Origin of the sequence: Luteococcus sp. H101, from assembly GCF_038433155.1 — a bacterium.
Classification (GTDB): Bacteria; Actinomycetota; Actinomycetes; order Propionibacteriales; family Propionibacteriaceae; genus Luteococcus.
This window is the reverse complement of sequence record NZ_JBCDMW010000008.1, coordinates 1-22,007: the sequence shown is the minus strand read 5'-3', so window position 1 is coordinate 22,007 and position 22,007 is coordinate 1. Positions and strand designations below refer to the sequence as shown.

Sequence of the window (22,007 nt, the reverse complement as noted above, 5' to 3'; positions counted from 1 at the left end):
GGGTGCGGCTCAGACGCGCAAACCGCTGATCGCGGTGGTCAGCACCTCGTGCACCGCCTCCAGCGGCATGTCCGGGTTGAAGGCGCGCCGGTCCAGCGTCGCCACCACCAGGGCACCCAGCAAGGGCATGGTGACATTGCCCAGGTTCTCGGTGGGAAGCAGTCGGCTCCCGGTGGCGGCCGCGCGGTCCTCGCCCAGCTCGGCCATGATGGCCATCAAGGGACGCATCAGCACCTCTCGGGCCTCTGTCAGGCTCTCGGCCCACGGGCGCTGGGTGCGGAAGAGTTCCGTGACAATCACCTGGGCCGGGGCGGGGGCGGCGTCGGCAGCCTGCAGCACCCGCCACACCGCCTCGGAGAGGGCATCCCAGCCACGACGTCCCTCCCGCGCCGCCTCGATGTCGGCGGCGATGGTGCTGGCCGCCTCCTTGACCAACTGTTCGAACAGGTCCGCCTTGTTCCGGTAGTTGTAGAAGATGGTTCCCTTGCTGACACCGGCCAGGTCGGCGATCTGCTCCATCGAGGTGCCGGTGTAGCCCTGCTCGGCGAACAGTTCACTGGCGGCCCGGATGATCTTGCGGCGGGTTGCCACCTTGCGGGCACTGCGTCCATCCACCCGGCCCCGGGCGGTCAGGGGCAGCTCGGGGGAGTGCGACGCGAGGCCGGTGCGAAGCTTCACCGTGGATCCTTCCGGCAGGGGGTGTCCGACCAATCTAGCTGACCGCATGGTCCCGAAAGCCCCTGGGCTGGCCACATGGTGGCGGCCGGCCAGCCGTCGTCACAAGGGCGGTTAGCCTGAGGCCCGTTGCCCCAGCCGGGGCTGGAAGGAGCACTCCCTTGAGCACCCCGCCCACCGACCCGCGACGGATCGCCACCCTGGCCGTGCACGCCGGCCAGGAGACCTCCGACCCGGCCACCAAGTCCCGCGCCGTCCCGATCTACCAGACCGCGGCGTTCACCTTCGACTCCACCGAGCACGCCGCCAGCCTGTTCTCGCTGGCCCAGCCGGGCAACATCTACTCGCGGATCATGAACCCCACCACCAGTGTCTTCGAGGAGCGGATCAACGCCCTGGAGGGCGGGGTGGGGGCGCTGGCCACCGCCTCGGGCGCCGCCGCAGTGACCTATGCCGTGCTGAACCTGGCCGGGGCGGGCGACAACATCGTCGCCATGTCCACCCTCTACGGCGGAACCTTCGCGCTGTTCGCGCACACCCTGCCGCAGTTCGGGATCGAGGCGCGGTTCGTGGACCCGTCGGATCCCGACGCCCTGGCCGGGGTGGTGGACGAACGGACCAAGCTGGTCTTCGGTGAGTCCATCGGCAATCCGACGCTGAACGTGGTGGACCTGGATGCCTGGAGCGCGGCGGCGCACGCGCTGGGGCTGCCACTGGTGATCGACAACACCGTCCCGACGCCCTACCTGTGCCGGCCCTTCGAGCACGGGGTCGACGTGGTGGTGCACTCCGCCACCAAGTACCTGGGCGGCCACGGCACCGCGATGGGCGGCGTGATCGTCGATTCCGGGAACTTCGACTGGACGGCCAATGCCGGCCGTTTCCCGAACATGACCTCGCCCGACCACGCCTATCACGAGGTGGTCTGGACCGACGCCGCCGGCCCCGCGGCCTACATCACCCGGGCGCGCACCGTGCTGCTGCGCAACACCGGCGCCACCCAGACGCCGATGAACTCCTGGCTCTTCCTGCAGGGGATGGAGACCCTGCACCTGCGGATGGAGCGACACTCCAGCAATGCGCTGGCCGTGGCGCAGCACCTGGAGGCCCATCCGGACGTCGCGTGGGTGAACTACCCGGGCCTGGAATCCAGCCCGCACAAGCCGGTCGCGGACCGGGTGTTGACCGGTGAGGGCTACGGCGGGATCGTCAGCTTCGGTCTCAAGGCCGGACGGGAGGCGGGCTCCCGCTTCGTCGACTCGCTGCAGCTGTTCAGCCACCTGGCCAACATCGGCGACACCAAGAGCCTGGTGATCCACAATGCCACCACCACCCACTCCCAGCTCACCGAGGAGGAACTGGTGGCAGCCGGGGTGCCGGGGGAGATGGTCCGGCTCAGCATCGGGATCGAGGACGTCGCCGACCTGGTGGCCGATCTGGACCAGGCCCTGGAGGCCAGCCGGTGAGCCCATCCGACGAGCGTCCGGATGGCCTCCCCGGCCACGACGGCCTGGGGCTGGTGGCCACCCAGCGGGTGGAACTGTTCAGCCCCGACGAGCCCCTGGTGCTGGCCAATGGCCAGACCCTGGGACCGATCACCGTCGCCTACGAGACCTACGGTGAGCTGAACCAGGGCCGGGACAACGGCATCTACATCTGCCATGCGCTGACCGGCGACGCCCATGCCGCCGGCTGGCACGAGGGCGACAGACATCCCGGCTGGTGGGACAACCTGATCGGCCCCGGCAAGCCGATCGACACCAATCGCTGGTTCGTGGTGTGCAGCAACCTGCTGGGCGGTTGCCAGGGCACCACTGGGCCATCCTCGCCCAATCCCGCGACGGGTGAACCGTGGGGCCTGGACTTTCCGCTGCTGGACATCACCGACTTCGTCACCGTTCATCGGGAACTGGCGCGCCACCTCGACGTGCGACGCTGGCATGCGGTGGTGGGCGGCTCGATGGGCGGCATGCAGGCCCTGGACTGGTCCCTGAAGTACCCCACCGACATGTGCAATGCCGTGGTGATCGCCTCCACCAGCCGGCTGACCGCGCAGAACATTGCCTTCTCCGCCGTCGGCCGGGAGGCGATCATGCGCGACGAGTCCTTCCACGGCGGCAATTTCGCCGCGGCCGGGGAGAATCCCGACGTCGGGCTGTCGATCGCCCGGATGATGGCGCACATCACCTACACCAGCGAGGAGGGCTTCGACGAGAAGTTCGGCCGCCGCCCGCAGTTCGAGGACAGCATCCGGGGCTTCGGGGTGGACTTCGCCGTCGAGAGCTACCTGGAGCACCAGGGGGAGGCCTTCCTGAGCCGCTTCGACGCCCTCAGCTACCTCTACCTGACCCGGGTGATGGACTACTTCGACCCCTTTGCCCGGCCCGACGCGCTGGACCTGGTGAAGCAGCACCCGGTGAACTACCTGGTGGCCAGCTTCGACACGGACTGGCGGTTCAGCACCGAGCACTCCATGCGGATCGCCCGGGTGCTGGAGTCGGGTGGGCTGCCGGTCAGCTTCCGGGACTTCCGCTCGCCGTGGGGGCACGACTCCTTCCTGCTCAATGTCCCCGCCTACCACGAGACGGTGCGGGCCTTCATCGACTGCGAATCGGCCAGCCACCCCCACATCCACAGCGGACGGACGGTGACCCCATGACCACCCACGGCGGTGCCCATCGCTACGGCCTGCGGCCAGACCTGGAACTCGTCGCAGACCTGGTGCCCACCGGCTCGCGGGTGCTGGACCTGGGCTGCGGCGGGGGAGAGCTGCTGGACGTCCTGGTCCGCACCAAGAGCTGCCACGGCACGGGGGTGGAGAAGGACCCCGACGAGGTGCTGCGCGCCCTGTGGCGCGGGGTACCGCTCCTGGAACTGGACATCGACACTCAGCTGGAGCAGTTCTCCGACGACTCCTATGACGTCGTGGTGCTCAGCCGGACCCTGCAAACCGTGCGCCACCCGCAACAGGTGCTCACCCAGATGGCCCGGATCGCGCCCCGGATGGTGGTCTCCATGCCCAACTTCGGGCTGTGGCGGCACCGGTTGCGGCTGGTCAGCGGCCACATGCCGCGCAGCAAGGACCTGCCCTTCACCTGGTACGACACCCCGAACCTGCACCACGCGACGTTGGTGGACCTGGAGCGCTTCTTCGCCCGGATGCGGCTCACGGTGGAACAGCGGATCGCCCTGGACGAGGGGGGCCACCGCAGCCGTCTGGCCGGGGCCCGGCCCAACCTGCTGGCCGGGGCCGGGCTCTACGTCCTCACCCGCTGATCCTGTCTCGGTGGCCTGGCCTGTCGAGGTCCTGGGGCCGCCTCAGGCGCCCAGCGCCTGGAGGATCCGGTCCTTGGACCCGCCCAGGCCCCACCGCTCGTCCAGCGCGTCCAGCGCCCGACGGTCGATCCGCTCCGCGGACAGGGTGAGTGACCCATCGGCCAGCTCGGGCAGGGGCAGGTCCGGCACCACCCGGACCACCTCCCGCGCCGGGCCCAGGTAGTCCACGGCGGCGGCCAGCTTGCTGCGCAGCGATGGGCTCATCCCCGACGCCGGGTCGCCGGCCGCGGCCAGCATGCCCTCCAGGTCCCCAAACTTCTCCACCAACTGGGCGGCAGACTTGTCGCCGACCCCCTTCACCCCGGGCAGCCCGTCCGAGGGGTCGCCGCGCAGCACCGCAAAGTCCACATAGCGGCTGGCGGGCACGCCGTACTTGGCCTGCACCCAGGCCGGGTCCACCAGGTCATGCTTCGCGACGCCCTTGCCGACGTAGATGATGCTGGTCCGCTCGCCGGCCAGCTGGAAGAGGTCCCGGTCACCGGTCACCACCAGTGATCGCCCGTCGTGCTGGCTGGCCAGGGAGCCGATCACGTCGTCGGCCTCGTAGCCGTCGCGCCCGATGACGGCGATCCCGAGCGCCGCGAGCACCTCCCGGATGACCAGCACCTGGTGCGCCAGACTCTCGGGGGAATCCTCCGTCAGTCCGCCCGTCGCAGCCAGGGCCCCGGCGCCCACGACGCCGACGCCGGCAGCCTCCACCTGGCCGCCCGCCACCCGGTGGGTCTTGTAACTGGGCAGCAGCTCCACCCGCCAGGCCGGCCGCCAGTCATTGTCCCAGGCACAGGCCAGGGCGTCGGGGGAGTACTGCTCCACCAGCCGCGCGATGGAGTCCAGCAGGCCGCGCACGGCATTGACCGGTTCTCCCCGGGGGGAACGGATGCTGGACGGGACACCGTAGAAGGCCCGGAAATACAGGGAGGCGGTGTCAAAAATCATGAGCTGGGCGCTGGACACCTGAAAATAGTGTCACGATGTGCCCATGGAAAGCACAGATCAGCAGATCTTGGCGTTGCTGGCGCGGGAAGGACGGATGTCCTACACGGACATCGGCCGCGAGACCGGGCTGTCCACGTCCGCGGCGCAGCAGCGGGTGCGACGGCTGGAGCAGCGCGGGATCATCTCCGGCTACCACGCGACCATCAACTCAGAGTCGCTGGGCCGAAACCTGACGGCCTTCATCTCCATCCGTCCGCTGGACCCGGAGACCGACGAGGCCACCCCCGGCAAGCTGGAGGGGATGCCCGAGATCGCGTCCTGCTATTCCGTGGCGGGCGACGCCTCCTACTTGCTGGAGGTGCACGTCGGCACGCCGGCGGAGCTGGACGCCCTGTTGACCCGGATCCGGACCGCCGCCAATGTGACGACGGTCACCACGGTGGTGCTGACGACGATCTTCCGGGACCGGCCGATGCTCAATGCGCCGGCTTCCTGAACGGCCGTTCGCGCTGCTGCTGGGAGCCCTGGCGGGCAGCGCGTGGCAGTCCCTGGGCTGGTGGCCGGCCATCATCGTCGCGCTGGCCGGTTTCTCCTGGTTGGTCGGCCGGACGGCCCCGGCACCCGTTCCCCGAGCGGCCTCGGAACCCGATCCCCGAGCCCGTCCAGGAGTGGCAGCCCGACCCACCACCACCGCCGGCCTCCTTCGTCGCGCCGCCGCCCTGGGCTGGTGGTTCGGCCTGGGGCAGGGGATCGTCGCCCTGCACTGGGTTTACGTGATCGGCTGGTACGTGGTGCCGCCACTGTTGTGCTTCATGGCGTTGTGGCAGGCGCTCGCGGGCGTGGGGATCGCCGCCGCCCACCGGCTGACCCGCAACCCGGTGGCGGGTGCGGCCCTGGGTGCCTGTGCCTGGTCACTGTCCGAGTTCGGTGCCGGGCGCGTCCCCTTCGGCGGCTTCGGCTGGTTGCGGCTGGCCTACACCCAGGTGGATTCGCTGCTGGCCGGCTGGCTGCCCGTGATCGGGGTCGGCGGGGTGAGCTTCGTGGTGGCGCTGCTCGCCCACCTGCTGGCGGCCCTGCCCCCATTGCTGCGCACCCGGCCCCGCGGCTGGCTGCTGGCCCCGGCCCTGGCCGTCGCGCTGGTGGCCGGGGCGCCGCTGGCGGGGCGGCTGGTGCCCGTCGAGGAACCAGACCCCGGCACCCGCAGCGTGCACATCGGGATGGTCCAGGGCAATGTTGATGGCTCGGCCGGTCCGCACGCCATGGGCTATGCCCGCTCCGTCACCGACAACCACGTCAGCCAGACCGTGACCCTGATGGCCCGGGCCCGCGCCGGGCTGGACCCGACGCCGGACTTCGTCCTCTGGCCGGAGAACTCCACCGACGTCGACCCCACCAAGGACGCCCAGACCGCCGGGCTGGTGCAGCGGGCCAGCCGGATTGCCGGCCTGCCGATCCTGGTGGGCGCGGTGATGGAGGGCCCGGGCGTCGACGAGCGGCAGACCAGCGCCCTGTGGTGGTCCACCGACGGCGAGGTGCAGGCCCGCTATGACAAGCGCAACCTGGTGCCCTTCGGGGAGTGGATCCCGCTGCGCCGGCAGCTGCTGCCGATCCTGCCGGTGCTCAGCCAGGTGGGGGCCCAGTCGATCCCGGGGAGCACGCCCGGCACCCTCCACGTCGTCCTGCCCGACGGCAGCCCGCTGGTGATCGGTGACGTGGTCTGCTTCGAGTTGGCCTGGGACTCCACGGTGCATGACACCGTCAGCCACGGCGCGCAGGTGCTGGTGGTGCAGTCCAACAACGGCACCTACACCGGCACCGCCCAGCCGCAGCAGCAGTTCGCCATCACCCGCGCCCGGGCCATGGAGCTGCGCCGGGAGATCGTCGTGTCCACCACCAACTCCCTGTCCGGCCTGGTGCATCCCGACGGCAGCGTCACGGGCCTGACCCGGGAGGGCACCGCGGATGCCCGGACCTTCACCGTGCCGCGGCGCGACGGTGTGACGCCCGCCGTCCGGACCGGCCCCGCCGTCGAGCTGGCCGCCAGCGGGCTCGCCGCCCTGACAATCTGCCTGGCCGCCGCGCGCGCCCGCCGTCGGCCGTCCTTGGGCGCTCAGTAGACTGGTATGACCGGCACCCGACGAGGGGTGCGCGGGGTTGATCCGGCCAGTGCTGATCGAGAACAGGGGAAGAACATGGTGGACCGCAGGGAACCGACCGACAAGGTGCTGGTGATCATCCCGACCTACAACGAGGCCGAGAACATCGAACCGATCGTCACCCGGTTGCGCACGTCCGTCCCCGACGCCCACGTGCTGGTCGCCGACGACAATTCGCCCGACGGCACCGGGGAGATCGCCGACCGGCTGCACGAGGCCGATCCCGAGCACATCCACGTGATGCACCGCAAGGGCAAGCAGGGGCTGGGCGCCGCCTACCTGGCCGGCTTCCACTGGGGGCTGGATCACGGCTACAACGTGCTGGTGGAGCACGACGCCGATGGCTCCCACCAGCCCGAGCAGCTGCCCGCCATCCTGGAAGCCCTGGAGGACGCCGACATGGTGAAGGGTTCCCGCTACGTCAAGGGCGGTTCCGTGGTGAACTGGCCCACCAGCCGGCTGTTGATCAGCCGCGGTGGCTCGCTGTGGACCCGGCTGTGCACCGGAATGGACGTCAAGGACATCACCGGCGGTTTCAACGCCTTCCGTGCCTCCACCCTGCGGGCCATCGACCTGGATGAGATTGCCAGCGCCGGCTACTGCTTCCAGCTGGACCTCGCCTGGCGAGTGGCCAAGGCGGGATTGAAGATCGTCGAGGTCCCGATCGAGTTCATCGAGCGTGAGCGCGGCGAGTCCAAGATGAGCAAGGACATCGTCACCGAGGCCCTGATCCGCACCACCCTGTGGGGTGCGGAGTTCCGGGCCCAGCAGCTCAAGAATCTGGCCGGCAAGGGCGCCCAGAAGGCCGAGCCGCTGGTCAACCAGGCCAAGCAGAAGCTGGCCCAGAAGAAGAGCTCCGGGAGCTGAGCCGTCATGGCGCCGCGACGCAATGGCTGGGCGCTGCCGCTGCTGGTGGCGCTGCTGGTGATCGTGCCGATCGCCGAGGTCTGGCTGCTGATCCGCACCGCGCACGCCATCGGTGGGGTGCCCACCATCGGCATCCTGGTGGTGGAGGCCATGTTCGGCGGCTGGCTGATGAAGCGGGAGGGCTCCCGGGCGTGGAAGGCGCTGAGCGCCACCCTGAACAGTGGCCGGATGCCGGCCGCCGAGCTGACCGATGCCGCGCTGGTGCTGGTGGGCGGCGTGCTGCTGTTGCTGCCCGGCTTCGTCACCGACCTGTTCGGCCTGGTCTTCCTGCTGCCCCTGACCCGGCCGCTGGCCCGCAATCTGGTGGGGATCTTCGCCGCCCGCCAGGCCAACCGGGCCGGGGTGAACCTGGACCTGCTCAAGGCACGTGGCCGCCCGGACATGACCATCGACGGTGAGGTGATCCCCGGGGAGACGGTCGACGCTCCCGCGTCGCGCACCGAACCGCAGCGTCGTGGCGCCGACGACGGCGAACCCCCGGCCATCACCGGCACCGTTCTGTGAACGGGGGAGGCGGATGACGGTGCCCACGGTGGCCGAGCCCGTCGAGGCCCTGCCCCTCCTCGGCCCCCGAGCCCGTCGAGCGAAGGAACAGCACAGGAGCCCGAATCCCACTGGGATTCGGGCTCCTTCGTACTCTGGGTGGAAGGGCTCCTACTGGTCCTTGCGGAGCAGTTCCAGCCGCTCGGCCAGCAGCACCTCCAGCTCCTTGATGCTGCGCCGCTCCCGCAGCATGTCCCAGTGGGTGCGCTGCGGCTTGGTCACCTTCTCCTCCGGCTGGGTGCCGTCGCTGCGCAGGCTCTGTGCGCCGCACCGCGGGCATTCCCATTCGGCCGGAAGTTCGGCCTCCATCGCAAAGGTCACCTCGAAGTGGTGTTCGTTGGAGCAGTCGAAGCCGATCGTCTGCCGGGCCGCGAACTCGATGCCCTCCTCGTCCTCGAAGCTCTTGGCTCCCAGGCCCATCCCTCGTAGTGCTCGATCTGCCATTGGTCGTTCCTCCTTGTCGCCCCCGACTGCCTGGTCCTGCGGATTCTCGCCAAACCCCGGCTTGCGGGGGTGTCCAACACTGAGCACAACGAGCGGAGGGTTGGCTTTGTTCCCTCGCGGGTTGCCCGCTCAGCAGTGGGGAAGCGGCCCCTGCTGCCACAGTCCGCGCTCCACGAGCACCTCCCGCAGCACCCCGATCTCGTCGGTGACAAGGCCGTCGACCCCGTGGTCGATCAGCTGGTGCATCCGTGTGGCGTCATTGACGGTCCACACGTGCACCACCTTGCCACGTCTGTGCGCGGCGTCAAGCAGCCAAGGGGTCAGGATGCGCACCCGACGGCCCCGCACGGTGGTCTCCTCCGGGATCTGCAGCGCGACGCCCGGGCTGGCCAGCAGCCGGGGGAGCACTGGCATCCGGGCGGCCCAGGCCACCCCCACCGGGCCGGCGGCGGTGGCCACCCGGCCCCCCATCAATCGTCGGAAGCGGTTGAGCCGACGGGCGCCGAAGGAACCCACGCACACCCGGTCCTGGGCACGGTGGGCTCGTAGGCACTCCACCAATGGCTCCACGGCGCCGGGGGCCTTGATGTCGATGTTGATCCGGGCCTGCGGGAAGGATTCCAGCACCTCGTCCAGCGTTGGGATCTGGTCGATTCCGGCAATCCGAGCCCGACGCAGTGTGGCGAAATCGGTCTGGGCCACCGAACCGTGACCGTCGGTGACCCGGTCCAGCACGTCGTCGTGGAAGGCCACCAGCCGCCCGTCGCGGGTGGCATGCACGTCGGTCTCCAGATGGGTGTAGCCCAGGGCGACGGCCTGACCGAAGGCGTGCAGGGTGTTCTCCCGGCCGCGGTTGGCCGGCCAGTCCGAGCCGCCACGGTGGGCCAGGGCAAGGAAGGGTTTCTGGAAATAGGGGTAGTCGCTGGCCTGCATGGCCTTCACCCTAGCCAGTCCGGGCCGTGGTCAGCCGCCTGCTTCAGCGTTCCACCCCGGGCAACCGGTCCAGTTGACGGGCCAGGGCCTCCGGCAGCCACGCCGGCACCCCGTGCCAGACGGCCAGCCCGTACCAGGTGGCCAGGGCACACAGGATGCAACCGGCAATGAACATCTGCCGTGCCCGGGCGGGCCAGCCCAGGAACCAGTCGAAGGCGCGCTTGAACCACATCATCACGTTGTGCGCCCAGGTGAACTCGCTGGACCAGACCACCAGGCCCAGCATGAACAACGGAATGCCGCCCGGGCCTGGCAGCCAGCCGGTGAGGGCGGCACCGATCATCATCAGCAGCCCCACCAGGGCCACGCCGATCCGGTACCAGAACAGGGCAATCGGGTTGGCCCGGATCCGGGCGCGCCAGGCCCAGCGGTCCTTCTGCCAGTCCCGGGTGCCCTTCTGTGCCACCGGGGTGAAGTCGTCGGCCAGGTCCACCGGAATCGCGTCCCCGGGGGCGGACCCGCCGGCATCCACCTCGGCGACGGTGGCCGGGGAATCGGGGGCGGGGTGGCGCTGCATGTCCTAGAGCATGCCAGAGCCGGGGCGCGCCCCCAACCGCCCGCGGTCCGGATCCGTCTCCACCCGTGGTCGCAGGCGCGTTGACGGCACCCGGACGGGCATCAGGTGGCACAATCGCGCGGGTGACCACCATCTTGTCCATCCAGTCCCACGTCGCCTACGGCTATGTCGGCAACTCGGCCGCCGTCTTCCCCCTGCAGCGGCTGGGCGTGGAGATGTGGCCCGTGCTCACCGTGAACTTCAGCAACCACACCGGCTACGGCGCCTGGCGCGGGCCGCTGATCGAGGCCGAGCAGGTGGCCGACGTGGTGCGCGGCATCGAGGACCGGGGAGTGCTGGGTCAGGCCGACGCGCTGCTGTCCGGCTTCCAGGGCAGTGCCGACATGGGCCAGGTGATCCTGGACGCCGTGGAGCGGCTGCGGGCCAGCAATCCGTCGGCGCTCTACTGCTGTGACCCGGTGATGGGCGACGTGGACACCGGCTTCTACTGCCTGCCCGGCATCCCCGAGTTCATGCGGGACCAGGTGGTCCCCACCGCGGACATCCTGATCCCCAACCTGTTCGAGCTGGAATTCCTGGTGGGCCGCCCGATGACCTCGATGTCCGACGTGCTGGCCGCCGCCCACGAGCTGCGCGAGCGCGGCCCGGAGACGGTGGTGGTCACCTCCGTCCGGCTTCCCCAGGGCGACAACGGTGAGGGCGCCGACGACCAGATGCGGATGGTGGCCGTCACCGCCGACGGCGCCTGGCAGGTGGAGACCCCGCGGATCGACGGCTACTTCACCGGCACCGGGGACATCACCAGCGCCCTCTTCCTGGCCAAGTTGCTGGCCGGCCTGCCGGTGGGCCAGGCCCTGGCCGAGACGGCGTCGGTGGTCTACTCCGTGCTGCGGGTGACCGCCGACCTGGGACGCAACGAGCTGGCGCTGATCCAGGCCCAGGACCAGATCGTCAACCCTCAGTGGACCTTCCAGGCCACCCGGATCGGTTGACCATGTCCTGGCCCGGGCATGCGGTGCTGCAGATCCCGGTGCCGCCGCTGGACGGCTTCGTCCGCGGCCGCTATGTCCACTACGACCCGTCGCTGCTGGGCACCAGTGAGCTGCCCGGGGTGGGCTTCGTGCACGCCCACGTGACCGTGCTCGGCCCCTTCGACCAGCCGCCCGAGCCGGCGACGGTTGCGGGGCTGGTGGCGCGGATGCCTGCGGTGGATGCCCACTGCCGAGGGGTGGCGGTCTTCCCGAACGGGATCATCCACTGCCCGGCCGAACCGGCGTCGGCCTTCACCGGGCTGACTGCCCTGGCCCGGGAGTCCTTCCCCGACGTCGAGCCCTATCGCGGCCAGTTCGGCGTCGAGCCGCACGTCACGCTGGACGCCATCGGCCCCGGCGTCAGTGTCGCGACGGTCACCGAGCAGCTGGGCGGGCTGTTGCCGGTGGCCTTCCGCGCTGATCGGCTGGACCTGGTGTGGTACGAAACGGCCAGGACCCGATTGCTCGGATCCTGGCCGTTGGCCGGTGGCTGAGCCGGACGCCGGGTTACCGGCCCCAGCCATCCGTGGCCCCGTCGACGAATCTTCGGGGCCGGCACGTCTCACTCGTGGAAGACCTCGATCTGGGCACCCAGCTTGCTCAGGCGCATCGGCAGGTCCTCGTAGCCGCGGTTGATCACGTAGACGTCGCGCAGCACCGTCTCGCCGCGGGCGGCCAGGGCGGCCAGCAGCAGGCAGACGGCCGGGCGCAGGGCCGGCGGGCAGACCAGGTCTCGGCCACGCCAGCGGGTGGGGCCGGTGACGGTCAGCCGGTGGGGGTCCAGCAGCTGGCAGTTGGCGCCCAGCTTGTTCAGCTCCAGCAGGTGAATGGCCCGGTTCTCGTAGACCCAGTCGTGGATCATCGTCGGGCCTTCGGCCACCGCGGCGATCACGGCGAAGAAGGGCAGGTTGTCGATGTTCAACCCGGGGAAGGGCAGCGGGTGGATCTTGTCCTGTGCCGCCCTCAGCGTCGACGGGTGGACGGTGATGTCCACCAGGCGGGTGAAGTCATTGCGGCTGGGGTATTCGTCGCTCATCACGAACTGCAGGCCCATCTCGGTGAGCACGGCCAGCTCGATCTCCAGGAACTCGATCGGGCAGCGGGTGATGGTCAGCTGGCTGTCCGTGACGATGGCCGCGGTCAGCAGGCTCATCGCCTCGATCGGGTCCTCGGAGATGTGGTACTCGACGTCGGTGTTGATCTCCTCGACGCCGGTGATGGTCAGGGTGGTGGTGCCGATGCCCTCGATCTTCACGCCCAGCATCTGCAGGAAGACGCACACGTCCTGCACCATGTAGTTGGGCGAGGCATTGCGCAGCACGGTCACGCCGGGGGTCTGGGCGGCGGCCAGCAACGCATTCTCGGTGACGGTGTCGCCGCGCTCGGTCAGCGTGACGTGGCGCACCTGGGCCACCTTGGAGGCGTCGACGTCGGCCTGGTAGTAGCCCTCGGTGGCCTCCACCTCCAGCCCGAAGGGGCGCAGCACCTGCAGGTGGGGCTCGATGGTTCGGGCGCCCAGGTTGCAGCCACCGGCATAGGGCAGCCGGAAGGACTTGTACTGCTGCAGCAGCGGGCCCAGGAACATGATGATGCTGCGGGTGCGGCGCGCGGCCTGCACGTCCATGGCATCCAGGTCCAGATCTGCGGGGCGCCGCAGGGTCAGGTCGGTGTGGTCGTCATTCCAGGTGGCCTCGACGCCGATGCTGGTCAGCACCTCCAGCAGGCGGTTGACCTCCTCGATCCGGGCGATGCCGCGCAGCACCGTCTTGCCGCGGTTGATCAGGCTGCCACACAGCAGTGCGACGGCGGCATTCTTGCTGGAGCGCACCTCGATGGAGCCGGACAGCTTGGTGCCGCCCTGGATCCGGAAGTTCATGGTGCCGTGGGAAGCCGGAGTGATCAGCGGGGACTCCAGGGCCTCCGCAATCCGGTTGATCATCTCCAGGCTCAGGTTCTGGTTGCCGGCTTCAATCCGGTGCACCGCGCTCTGCGACGTGTTCAGGACATCGGCTAGTTGGTGCTGGGTGAGTCCGCGCTGCTTGCGCGCGTCCCGGATCAGGCGGCCGATGGAGGCAGGGGTGGTCTCAGTCACGCCGTTCAGGATAACTCACAGTTGAGATAATGCCGATTCAGGGTGGCTGTGTCGGCGGGTTGCGTGACGTCATCCGGGCTCCGTGAAGCCCCGCTGGCCGGCGCCTATGCCGAGCATCTCGTCGTTTCCTGTTCATCTGCTGTATGTCTGTTCGCCCGCAGTGCGCGGTCTGACGTCGCTACCTTTGCGGCGTTCGGGGGATGGCTGGGCCGCTGTGGTTGTCGTGCTCCGGGCTTCAGGAATCACCCAACACCCCACAGGGAGCATCATGAACAAGCCCTTCCGCCTGGCTGCCGCCGCCGTCGTGGTTGCCAGCCTTGGCGCCTCGGCCGCCGCCGGTGTCGCCGTCGCCGACCGCAAGAACGAGCGCGAGATCCGCAATGTCATCTACCTGCTGGGCGACGGCATGGGCCGCACCCACGTGACCGCCGCCCGGGAGCGCTACTACGGCGCCGACGGCAAGCTGGTGATGGAGACCCTGCCGAATGTCGGCCAGAACCGCACCTACTCCATCGAGCCCAAGTCCGGCCAGCCCGGTGAGCCTGATTTCAAGCCCAATTACGTGACCGACTCCGCCTCGGCCGCCACCGCCTGGTCCTCGGGCGTCAAGACCTACAACGCCGCGCTGGGTGTCGACGGCAAGGGTCAGGCCAAGGCCACCGTGATGGAGCTGGCCAAGAAGGCCGGCTACCGCACCGGCAATGTCTCCACCGCGGAGATCACCGACGCCACCCCGGCCGGCCAGATGAGCCATGTGCTGATGCGCGGCTGCCAGGGCCCGGAGTACTCCGCCAAGTCCTGCCAGAACACCGAGGTGACCGGCAAGGAGCTGCCCACCAGTGACATCCGGGTCACCCCCGTGGCGGACCAGATTGCCCGCAATGGCGTGGCCGACGTGATCATGGGCGGTGGCCTGAGCCGCTTTGACGCCGCCGACGAGAAGGCGCTGAAGGCCCAAGGCTACACGGTGCTCGGCTCCCCGGCCTCCCAGCGGGTTGCCACCGAGCGGGACATGGATCGGGTCAAGGTCCAGAAGAAGAAGACCAACAAGGTCTTCGCCCTGTACAACAAGGGCAACCTGACCATCGAGAAGTCCAAGCGGGAGAACCCGGCCTCGGCGGAGGCCAAGGAGCCGAACCTGGCCGAGATGACCCGCAAGTCCATCGAGCTGCTCAACACGAACAAGGGCAAGAAGAAGGGCTTCTACCTGCAGGTGGAGGGCGCCCTGATCGACAAGCGCTCGCACGCCAACGACGCCGCCCAGACCCTGGAGGAGACCAAGGCCTTCGACGAGGCCGTGCGGGTTGCGCTGGACTTCGCCAAGAAGGACAAGCACACCATGGTGATCGTGACCGCGGACCACGAGTGCGCCGGCTTCAACATCATCGAGAAGGGCACCTACACCAACGCCGAGGCCGCCACCCCGCCCGCCAATGTGGACTCCGGCAACCCCGCCAACAACTCCGTGCCCGCCCGGGCCAAGGGCGGCAAGCTGGATCCCAAGCGCTCCAGCGGCATCATCAACGGCGCCGGCCAGAATGACCCGGCCAACTTCGGCCCGGCCACCTTCCGCACCCCCGATGACGCCGCCGGCGTCACGGACGGCTCCGAGGACGCCAGCCTGTGGCTGAGCTACCTGTCCGGCAACCACACCGGTGCCGATGTTCCGGTCTACGGCTACGGCCCCGGCTCCCAGAAGGTCGCCGGCTCCATCGAGAACACCGACCTGTTCGACATCGTCGGCCAGGCCCTGCGCGTCACCAAGTGACCCGCTGATCCGGCTCCACCCCGGGGGTCGCGCGGCAGACTTGCCGTGCGACCCCCGGGTCCGTCCCGACGGGTCGCGTCCCGTCCCAGCAACCCCAGGAAGTCATGTCACCGCAACAGCCCCAGACCATCCGCACCCGACGAAGCCTCGGCCCCGGCCGATCGGTCCGCACCGCCCTGGCCATTGCGGTGCTTGGCCTGGGACTGGGGTTGTCGGCCTGTGGCAGCGACGAGGAGCCCACCCCACCGGATCCCAGCAGCGCCGTCGCCACCAGCCTGCCCGGGCTGGCCACCCCCACCGGGGACCCCACCCTGGCCTCCATGGAAGGCTTGGCGCCCAAACCGGGCAGTGTGGTGCAGGCCAAGGGCCCCTTCGACAACCGCTTCACCCTGAGCAAGTTGAAGCTGGCCGACGGGAACCTGACCGGCGCCGTCACCGTGACCAGTGATGTCTCCGAGCTGCTGGAGCTGCAGGTGCTGGCCGGCTTCCACGACGCCGACGGGAAGCTGCTGGGAACTGCCCGGTTCACCCACCACCTGGACGGGGCGCACGACCATGCCGCGGAAGAGCATGACCATGCCGCCTCGGGCCCGGCAACCCCCAACTACTTCCACACCACGGACTTCACCATCGCGGTGCCCAAGGAGTTGGCGGACAAGGCCGTCTCGGCCAGCGTCGGGGTTCCGGTTCTGGTCAACGAATGAGTCTGTCCGCCGGATGCGCCCGTCGCGGAACAGCAACCAGCACACTGCCCTAGAGTGAAGACATGAGCTCACACTTTGACGTCGTTGTCCTTGGCGCAGGCCCCGGTGGCTATGTCGCCGCCATTCGCGCCGCCCAGCTGGGCAAGAAGGTCGCCATCATCGAGAAGGAGTACTGGGGTGGCGTCTGCCTGAATGTCGGTTGCATCCCCACCAAGTCCCTGCTGCGCAATGCGGAGATCGTGCACATCGTCACCAAGGACGCCGACAAGTTCGGCCTGTCCGGTGAGATGAAGGCCGATTACGGCAAGGCCTTCTCCCGGTCCCGTCAGGTCAGCGACCGGATGGTCAATGGCATCCACTACCTGATGAAGAAGAACAAGATCAAGGAGTTCTCCGGCTGGGGCACCTTCACCGACGCGAAGACCATCAGCGTCGCCAAGGAGGACGGCAGCACCGAGGACGTCACCTTCGACGCCTGCATCATCGCCGTCGGCGCCACCACCAAGCTGCTGCCCGGCACCGAGGTCAGCCAGAACGTGGTCACCTACAAGGAGCAGATCCTGGCCGAGGAGCTGCCCAAGAGCATCATCATCGGCGGTTCCGGGGCCATCGGCACCGAGTTCGCCTATGTCCTCAACAGCTACGGCGTGGACGTCACCATCGTCGAGTTCCTGGACCGCCAGGTCCCGGCGGAGGACAAGGAGATCTCCGCCGAGCTGCAGAAGGCCTACAAGAAGCTGGGCATCAAGGTGCTCACCTCCACCGCCGTGAAGGGCGTCGAGGACACTGACTCCGGCGTCAAGGTCACCGTCGCGCCGGCCAAGGGCGGCGACGAGCAGGTGCTGGAGGCCGACAAGTTCCTGCAGGCCATGGGCTTCGCCCCGCGGACCGAGGGCTTCGGGCTGGACAAGACCGGTGTGCAGCTCACTGACCGCGGCGCGATCGCCGTCGACGACTACCTGCGCACCAATGTGGACGGCATCTACGCCATCGGTGACTGCACCGGCAAGATGATGCTGGCCCACGTCGCCGAGGCCCAGGGTGTCGTCGCCGCCGAGACCATCGCCGGCGCCGAGACCTTCCCGGTCAACTACGACTTCATCCCGCGCGCCACCTACTGCCAGCCGCAGATCGGGTCCATGGGTTACTCGGAGCAGCAGGCTCGGGACTTGGGCTACGAGGTGAAGGTGGGCAAGTTCCCCTTCACCGCCAACGGCAAGGCCTGGGGCATGGGCGAGGCCGTCGGCTTCGTGAAGCTCGTCGCCGACGCCAAGACCAACGAGATCCTTGGCGCCCACATGATCGGCCCCGAGGTCACCGAGCTGCTCCCGCAGTTCGTCCTGGCCCAGCAGTACGACCTGCGCGCCGACGAGATCGGCCGCACGGTGCATGCCCACCCGACCCTGTCCGAGGCCATGAAGGAGGCCGCCGAGGGCGTCGTCGGCCACATGATCAACTTCTGATCGACTCCGCCCCGCGCCTGTAGAGCTGCGGTCCCCGAGCCTGTCGAGGGGTCGAAGCCCGGTGGCGGTGGCATGCGCCCCACGGAACTGTGTTTCCGTGGGGCGCCATGCTGTCCGGCTCAGCATGGCGAGGCCGGGAATTCACCATGGTCCGCTAGTTTCTGATCATGGCTTTCCCCACTCCCACCCATTCCCTGGCGGTTGCCGCCCTCCTCGCCAGTCTGCTGGCGGCCGGCTGCTCCGCCGACGCCGCGGATGAAAAGGTTGGTCAGCAGGCCTCGGGGTCGGTTACGGCCGCCGAGTCCGCGTCGCCCACGCCAACCCCCAGCCCCACGCCGGAAGCCAAGGAGCTTCCTCGCGGCGGGCGGACCATTTTCCCCAGTTACCGGCTCTTTGGCTATTCCGGGGCCCCCGGGGCGGAGGGCCAGGGGAGGCTCGGTATCGGCCGCCTGCAGGATCGGGTGGTGGAGATGGAGAAGCGCGCCCAGCCCTATGCCAAGGGCCGAACCGTGATGCCGATCATGGAACTGATTGCCACCACGGTGCATGGCTCGCCGGGCAAGGACGGGATGTACCGCAGCCGGATCGACGACGCCGTGATCCAGGAGTGGCTCACGGTGGCTCGCAAGCACAAGGCCATGCTGCTGCTCAACATCCAGCCGGGTCGCGCCACCTTCCCGGCCGAGATCAAGGCCTACGAGCGCTGGCTGAAGGAGCCCGACGTCGGTCTGGCCCTGGATCCGGAATGGCGGATGGGTCCGGGCGAGGTTCCGATGAAGACCTTCGGGCACGTCAAGGCCAGCGAATTGAACGAGTCCGCGCAGTGGGTGGCCGAACTGGTGGCCAGGCACAACCTGCCGGAGAAGGTGATGCTGTACCACCAGCTCAATGAGGGGGTGGTGGTCAACGAGCCCGCACTCAAGCCGGCCAAGGGCGTGGTGATGATCAAGTCGGTGGACGGGATTGGATCTCCCGGGGCCAAGGTGGACACCTGGCAGCGGGTGGTGGCCAAGAAGCCCAAGTTCGTGCATGGCGGTTTCAAGCTCTTCTACCAGGAGGACGTCCAGACCGGTGGGCGGCTGATGACCCCGGCCGAGGTGATGGCCCTCAAGCCCACCCCGGAGTACATCCTGTTTGAATGAGGGCGGGCTAGGCTTCCCAGCATGAGCGACTTCCACCTCACCGGGGATCCGGCGGCCGACGAGCTGCTGGCCACCAGCGACGATGCCCTGCTGATCGGAATGTGCCTGGACCAGCAGATTCCGATGGAGAAGGCCTTCAGCGGGCCGGCGGTGATCGCCGAGCGGATGGGCGGGCGGCTGGACGTCGCCGGGATCGCCGCGATGGATGAACAGGACTTCGTGGCCCTGTGCGCCCAGAAGCCAGCGGTGCACCGCTTCCCGGGATCCATGGGGGCCCGCGTGCACCAGCTGTGCCAGGTGCTGACCGACGAGTACGACGCCTCCGCCAGCAGCGTGTGGGCGGAGGGCGACGGCGCCCAGGTCTTGAAGCGGTTGAAGGGCCTGCCCGGCTTCGGAGACCAGAAGGCGCGGATCTTCCTGGCCCTGCTGGGCAAGCGCCGCGGCCTGCAGGCCGCGGGCTGGCAGCAGGCGGCGGGGGAGTACGCCCAGGACGGCTACCGCTCGGTGGCCGACATCACCGACGCGGAGTCCCTGCTCAAGGTGCGCGAGACCAAGAAGGCCGCCAAGGCAGCGGCCCGCGCAGCCAAGGATGGCTGAGGATAATCCCCTCCGGGCCGGCCTTCCCGCTTGTCCGGTGGCGGTCCTGAATCCCGTCGCCAAGCAGTACGGGCGGGCGGTACGCGGTCTGCTCGCACGCGCCCGCGACGAGGGCTGGCCGGACCCGGTGATCCTGCACACCACCCGGCACGACTCGGGCGGCGGTCAGGCGGAGGAGGCCCTGGCCATAGGTGCGGACCTGGTGATCGTCGGTGGGGGTGACGGGACGGTGCGGGCGGTGGCCGAGCGGGTGCGCGGCACCGGAATTGAGCTGGGCATCCTTCCCCTGGGCACCGCCAACATCTTCGCCCGCAACCTCGGGCTGTCCCCACGTCGGCTGGACGATGCCGTCGACGCCGCAGCCCGGGGCCGCGCACAGGCCCTGGATCTGGGCGTTGCCAGCTTCCGCACCGCAGGGCTGCCCGGACAGCCCTCCCGGGAGCACCTCTTCCTGGTGCTCGCCGGGCTGGGGCACGACGCGGAGACGGTCCGCGGCACCCGGCTCTGGCTGAAGCGGCGGATCGGTTGGCTTGCCTATTTCGAGTCGGGCGCCCACCATCTGGTGGCCCCACCGGTCCGGATGATGATCGGTATTGATGGCCAGACGCCGCACGCGCGCGCCCTGTGGAGCTTCCTGGTGGGCAATGCCGGCCGGATCCCGATGGGGATCGAGGTCTTCCCCGAGGCCCGGTTGGACGACGGAAAGCTCCGTACCATGGAGGCTCGGGTGACCCACCTGTGGCACTGGTTGCCGGTGGCCGTGGCCGGTGCCCGACGGACCGCCCGCACCCCGGTGCTGGTACACGGGACTGCCCGTCGGGTGCACCTGGTGCCGGACCAGCCCACCGCCCTGCAACTCGACGGCGATGTCTTCGGGCCCGTGGTCGAGGTCGACATCCGGGTGGACCCCGGCGCGCTGCTGGTGCGTCGCCCCGCCCCCCGCACGAAAGGAATGACCAGATGAATGCCGCAGAGTCACCCAAGGCCACGGATCCGCACGGGGCCGCCCTCGAGCTGGTCCGGGAGTTGCTCTCCCATCGCACCAGGGAGCATGACGAACAACGCATCCTCTCCCTAGTGCAGGAGCTGCCGTCCGAGCAACTCAACGAGCTGCTCGACGAGCGGGGTGCCGAGCGGCTGGTGCAGGCACTGGACAACCGAATCGTCGGTCCCGACAACCACCGGGCCCTGCTGGAGATCCTGGTGGACCGTCGCTCCGGGGAACTGGAACTGCATGCCACGGCGGCGCTGATCCACGCGCTGCAGACGGGGCGCACCAGCACCGACGAGGAACGCCGGATCGCCGACCTGATCTGCCAGCTGCACGGGCAGGAGCTGACCCACCTGAAGAACATCATCAACCTGCGCAATGACCACCATGACCTGGAGGGTCTGGTCTTCATCGACATCGATGACGACGGGGTCCGGCAACGGATCCTGGACCACATCTCCAGCGAGGGCCAGGACCTTTCGACGGGCGAAGCGAAAGTGCTGTCCGACATCGACGACACCGTCTTCTGCAAGCTGCACGACAAGCGCTACCCCAGGGGAACCCTGTATCCCGGGGTGCTCGCCTTCCAGGAGGCGCTGGACCGCGGCCCCGACGACGACCCCACCAGCCTGGGGGACCTCACCTTTGTCACGGCCCGCCCCGGCGACTTCTTCGGTCTGGTGGAGAACCACTCCCGGGAGAGCCTGAAGAAGGCCGGCATCGCGGACCTGTCCCTGATGTCTGGGAGCCTGTTCAACCTGTTCACCCTGGATTCGATGGCTGGCAAGAAGCTGGAGAACATCGATCACTACATCAAACTCTTCCCGGAGTACCGGATGACCTTCATGGGGGATTCCGGGCAGGGCGACGTCAAGGTGGGGGAGAAGCTCTGGGAGTCCTACGGTGGGGCGATGGACGCGGTCTTCATCCATGACGTGGTGGCCACTCCCGACGAGAAGCGGGCGGAGTACGCCAGCCGGAAGATCTGGTTCCACGACACCTATGTGGGCGCCGCCAACAAGGCACTGGAGCTGGGGCTGATCTCCGCCGCGGGCCGGGAGCATGTGGTGGCCGAGGCGCGCCGGGCCATCAGCGAGATCCCGTGGCAGGACCAGGCACAGCAGGACCGCATGAGCGAGCTGCTGGAACGCGACATCGCCGACGCTCCGCCCCGCGACGCGCGCTGACCGCCCGGCCAGCGCAGCCGCCCGGGCCAGGGGCGCGAAACGACTGTGACCAAGAGGTTCCCGGGGCGCGAGAGTGCCGCCGCGCTTGCCTTGCGCTGGTCCCGCGGACTGTGTATGCTGATCCAGCTCTCGCAAGCCGGGGTTCACCCCGGGCGGCGGAGCCGGGCAATGTCTGCCACTCCCACACCAACTGATGTGCGGAGCGGCTGCATTTCCAAGAAATCAATGAATCGCAGGATTTGCCTCCACGATTCAAAACAACTAGAGTTTCACGAGTTGCAGAAATGCAGCGAAGGAAACTGTCGGGGATTCAGTTCATTGAATTCCACCGGGTGAAATCGGGAAGTTGAACGTCTCGAAACAGTCCGGTAAGGTTGGTCGAGTTGCCCCAAGCGAGCGTCGTGGGATGTGAGCGCGGGTCGTGCCCGAAACTTGAGAACTCAACAGCGTGTCTAAGGTCAATGCCTAAATTTACCCGTGGCCATTGATTGGATCCCTTTTGTGG

The 22,007-nt window shown here is 68.7% G+C and carries 22 protein-coding genes; 16 read left to right on the top strand and 6 right to left on the bottom strand.

All coding sequences use genetic code 11. The features are described 5' to 3' along the window. Positions 1–9: 9 nt before the first annotated feature. Positions 10–678 carry a TetR/AcrR family transcriptional regulator gene (locus AAEX60_RS02615; RefSeq protein WP_342100994.1) on the bottom strand — a complete coding sequence of 223 codons (669 nt, stop codon included), beginning with the start codon at positions 676–678 and terminating at the stop codon, positions 10–12. A gap of 158 nt (positions 679–836) precedes the next feature. Here AAEX60_RS02615 and AAEX60_RS02610 point away from each other — a divergent pair, with 158 nt between their 5' ends. From AAEX60_RS02610 to metW, 3 genes are read left to right on the top strand one after another with little or no spacing between them, the layout of a single operon-like run. Then, positions 837–2,141, top strand: coding sequence for an O-acetylhomoserine aminocarboxypropyltransferase/cysteine synthase family protein (locus AAEX60_RS02610; RefSeq protein WP_342100992.1), 1,305 nt, complete (start codon positions 837–839; stop codon positions 2,139–2,141). Then, entirely contained in the window at positions 2,138–3,334 is a 1,197-nt protein-coding gene (gene metX, locus AAEX60_RS02605) for a homoserine O-acetyltransferase MetX (protein WP_342100991.1), read from the top strand. Before AAEX60_RS02610 ends, metX begins: the two co-directional genes overlap by 4 nt. Next, on the top strand, positions 3,331–3,951 hold the full coding sequence (gene metW / locus AAEX60_RS02600) for a methionine biosynthesis protein MetW (protein ID WP_342100990.1): 621 nt from the start codon (positions 3,331–3,333) through the stop codon (positions 3,949–3,951). Before metX ends, metW begins: the two co-directional genes overlap by 4 nt. Before the next feature lie 42 nt (positions 3,952–3,993). On the opposite strand, the gene AAEX60_RS02595 is transcribed toward metW, so the two are convergent. After that, on the bottom strand, positions 3,994–4,947 hold the full coding sequence (locus tag AAEX60_RS02595; RefSeq protein WP_342100987.1) for a 5'-3' exonuclease: 954 nt from the start codon (positions 4,945–4,947) through the stop codon (positions 3,994–3,996). Positions 4,948–4,990: 43 nt separating this feature from the next. Here AAEX60_RS02595 and AAEX60_RS02590 point away from each other — a divergent pair, with 43 nt between their 5' ends. The 4 genes from AAEX60_RS02590 to AAEX60_RS02575 all read left to right on the top strand — a co-directional run bounded on the left by AAEX60_RS02590 (position 4,991) and on the right by AAEX60_RS02575 (position 8,534). Further along, positions 4,991–5,443: an Lrp/AsnC family transcriptional regulator gene (locus AAEX60_RS02590; RefSeq protein WP_342100985.1), complete on the top strand. Its 453-nt coding sequence runs from the start codon at positions 4,991–4,993 to the stop codon at positions 5,441–5,443. Continuing rightward, positions 5,427–7,064, top strand: coding sequence for an apolipoprotein N-acyltransferase (gene lnt / locus AAEX60_RS02585; RefSeq protein ID WP_342100984.1), 1,638 nt, complete (start codon positions 5,427–5,429; stop codon positions 7,062–7,064). Before AAEX60_RS02590 ends, lnt begins: the two co-directional genes overlap by 17 nt. A gap of 75 nt (positions 7,065–7,139) precedes the next feature. Further along, complete coding sequence (locus AAEX60_RS02580) at positions 7,140–7,970, top strand: polyprenol monophosphomannose synthase (RefSeq protein ID WP_342101104.1); 831 nt, start codon at positions 7,140–7,142, stop codon at positions 7,968–7,970. Positions 7,971–7,976: 6 nt separating this feature from the next. Further along, positions 7,977–8,534 (top strand): FxsA family protein, encoded by a 558-nt coding sequence (locus AAEX60_RS02575; protein WP_342100983.1) that lies wholly within the window; start codon positions 7,977–7,979, stop codon positions 8,532–8,534. A gap of 150 nt (positions 8,535–8,684) precedes the next feature. Here the strand turns inward: AAEX60_RS02575 and AAEX60_RS02570 are convergent, their stop codons facing one another. The 3 genes from AAEX60_RS02570 to AAEX60_RS02560 all read right to left on the bottom strand — a co-directional run bounded on the left by AAEX60_RS02570 (position 8,685) and on the right by AAEX60_RS02560 (position 10,527). Further along, positions 8,685–9,017, bottom strand: coding sequence for an RNA polymerase-binding protein RbpA (locus AAEX60_RS02570; protein ID WP_342100982.1), 333 nt, complete (start codon positions 9,015–9,017; stop codon positions 8,685–8,687). A 129-nt stretch (positions 9,018–9,146) separates the two neighbouring features. Beyond that, positions 9,147–9,950: a glycerophosphodiester phosphodiesterase gene (locus AAEX60_RS02565; protein WP_342100979.1), complete on the bottom strand. Its 804-nt coding sequence runs from the start codon at positions 9,948–9,950 to the stop codon at positions 9,147–9,149. Between the two features lie 43 nt (positions 9,951–9,993). After that, positions 9,994–10,527 (bottom strand): PGPGW domain-containing protein, encoded by a 534-nt coding sequence (locus AAEX60_RS02560; protein WP_342100977.1) that lies wholly within the window; start codon positions 10,525–10,527, stop codon positions 9,994–9,996. 122 nt (positions 10,528–10,649) lie between these two features. On the opposite strand from AAEX60_RS02560, the gene pdxY reads away from it, so the two are divergent. Together pdxY and AAEX60_RS02550 are read left to right on the top strand one after the other, a co-directional pair. After that, positions 10,650–11,519, top strand: a complete 870-nt coding sequence (gene pdxY, locus AAEX60_RS02555; protein ID WP_342100975.1) for a pyridoxal kinase PdxY — start codon at positions 10,650–10,652, stop codon at positions 11,517–11,519. Beyond that, positions 11,489–12,052, top strand: a complete 564-nt coding sequence (locus AAEX60_RS02550) for a 2'-5' RNA ligase family protein (protein ID WP_342100973.1) — start codon at positions 11,489–11,491, stop codon at positions 12,050–12,052. Before pdxY ends, AAEX60_RS02550 begins: the two co-directional genes overlap by 31 nt. A 68-nt stretch (positions 12,053–12,120) precedes the next feature. On the opposite strand, the gene AAEX60_RS02545 is transcribed toward AAEX60_RS02550, so the two are convergent. Then, entirely contained in the window at positions 12,121–13,650 is a 1,530-nt protein-coding gene (locus AAEX60_RS02545; RefSeq protein WP_342100971.1) for a helix-turn-helix domain-containing protein, read from the bottom strand. Positions 13,651–13,918: 268 nt separating this feature from the next. Between AAEX60_RS02545 and AAEX60_RS02540 the strand changes: the two genes are divergently transcribed. From AAEX60_RS02540 to AAEX60_RS02510, 7 genes are all read left to right on the top strand, one after another. Then, the gene (locus AAEX60_RS02540) at positions 13,919–15,418 is read left to right on the top strand and encodes an alkaline phosphatase (protein WP_342100969.1); all 1,500 of its coding nucleotides are present in this window, start codon (positions 13,919–13,921) and stop codon (positions 15,416–15,418) included. Between the two features lie 104 nt (positions 15,419–15,522). Beyond that, the gene (locus tag AAEX60_RS02535; RefSeq protein WP_342100968.1) at positions 15,523–16,122 is read left to right on the top strand and encodes a hypothetical protein; all 600 of its coding nucleotides are present in this window, start codon (positions 15,523–15,525) and stop codon (positions 16,120–16,122) included. Positions 16,123–16,184: 62 nt separating this feature from the next. Further along, entirely contained in the window at positions 16,185–17,585 is a 1,401-nt protein-coding gene (gene lpdA / locus AAEX60_RS02530; protein ID WP_342100967.1) for a dihydrolipoyl dehydrogenase, read from the top strand. Between the two features lie 167 nt (positions 17,586–17,752). Beyond that, entirely contained in the window at positions 17,753–18,727 is a 975-nt protein-coding gene (locus tag AAEX60_RS02525; protein ID WP_342100966.1) for a hypothetical protein, read from the top strand. A gap of 21 nt (positions 18,728–18,748) precedes the next feature. Beyond that, positions 18,749–19,324 carry an HhH-GPD-type base excision DNA repair protein gene (locus AAEX60_RS02520; protein WP_342100963.1) on the top strand — a complete coding sequence of 192 codons (576 nt, stop codon included), beginning with the start codon at positions 18,749–18,751 and terminating at the stop codon, positions 19,322–19,324. Between the two features lie 37 nt (positions 19,325–19,361). Beyond that, positions 19,362–20,288 carry a diacylglycerol/lipid kinase family protein gene (locus AAEX60_RS02515; protein WP_342100961.1) on the top strand — a complete coding sequence of 309 codons (927 nt, stop codon included), beginning with the start codon at positions 19,362–19,364 and terminating at the stop codon, positions 20,286–20,288. Then, complete coding sequence (locus tag AAEX60_RS02510; RefSeq protein WP_342100959.1) at positions 20,285–21,502, top strand: phosphatase domain-containing protein; 1,218 nt, start codon at positions 20,285–20,287, stop codon at positions 21,500–21,502. Before AAEX60_RS02515 ends, AAEX60_RS02510 begins: the two co-directional genes overlap by 4 nt. Positions 21,503–22,007 lie beyond the last annotated feature (505 nt).

Bases quoted from the DNA above. Each gene is read 5' to 3' on its own strand.
- AAEX60_RS02565 (WP_342100979.1), bottom strand. From the start codon at position 9,950: ATGCAGGCCAGCGACTACCCCTATTTCCAGAAACCCTTCCTTGCCCTG.
- AAEX60_RS02580 (WP_342101104.1), top strand. From the start codon at position 7,140: ATGGTGGACCGCAGGGAACCGACCGACAAGGTGCTGGTGATCATCCCG.
- lnt (WP_342100984.1), top strand. From the start codon at position 5,427: ATGCGCCGGCTTCCTGAACGGCCGTTCGCGCTGCTGCTGGGAGCCCTG.
- AAEX60_RS02510 (WP_342100959.1), top strand. From the start codon at position 20,285: ATGAATGCCGCAGAGTCACCCAAGGCCACGGATCCGCACGGGGCCGCC.
- lpdA (WP_342100967.1), top strand. From the start codon at position 16,185: ATGAGCTCACACTTTGACGTCGTTGTCCTTGGCGCAGGCCCCGGTGGC.
- AAEX60_RS02535 (WP_342100968.1), top strand. From the start codon at position 15,523: ATGTCACCGCAACAGCCCCAGACCATCCGCACCCGACGAAGCCTCGGC.
- AAEX60_RS02560 (WP_342100977.1), bottom strand. From the start codon at position 10,527: ATGCAGCGCCACCCCGCCCCCGATTCCCCGGCCACCGTCGCCGAGGTG.
- metW (WP_342100990.1), top strand. From the start codon at position 3,331: ATGACCACCCACGGCGGTGCCCATCGCTACGGCCTGCGGCCAGACCTG.
- AAEX60_RS02525 (WP_342100966.1), top strand. From the start codon at position 17,753: ATGGCTTTCCCCACTCCCACCCATTCCCTGGCGGTTGCCGCCCTCCTC.
- AAEX60_RS02575 (WP_342100983.1), top strand. From the start codon at position 7,977: ATGGCGCCGCGACGCAATGGCTGGGCGCTGCCGCTGCTGGTGGCGCTG.
- AAEX60_RS02590 (WP_342100985.1), top strand. From the start codon at position 4,991: ATGGAAAGCACAGATCAGCAGATCTTGGCGTTGCTGGCGCGGGAAGGA.
- AAEX60_RS02520 (WP_342100963.1), top strand. From the start codon at position 18,749: ATGAGCGACTTCCACCTCACCGGGGATCCGGCGGCCGACGAGCTGCTG.
- AAEX60_RS02570 (WP_342100982.1), bottom strand. From the start codon at position 9,017: ATGGCAGATCGAGCACTACGAGGGATGGGCCTGGGAGCCAAGAGCTTC.
- AAEX60_RS02540 (WP_342100969.1), top strand. From the start codon at position 13,919: ATGAACAAGCCCTTCCGCCTGGCTGCCGCCGCCGTCGTGGTTGCCAGC.
- AAEX60_RS02595 (WP_342100987.1), bottom strand. From the start codon at position 4,947: ATGATTTTTGACACCGCCTCCCTGTATTTCCGGGCCTTCTACGGTGTC.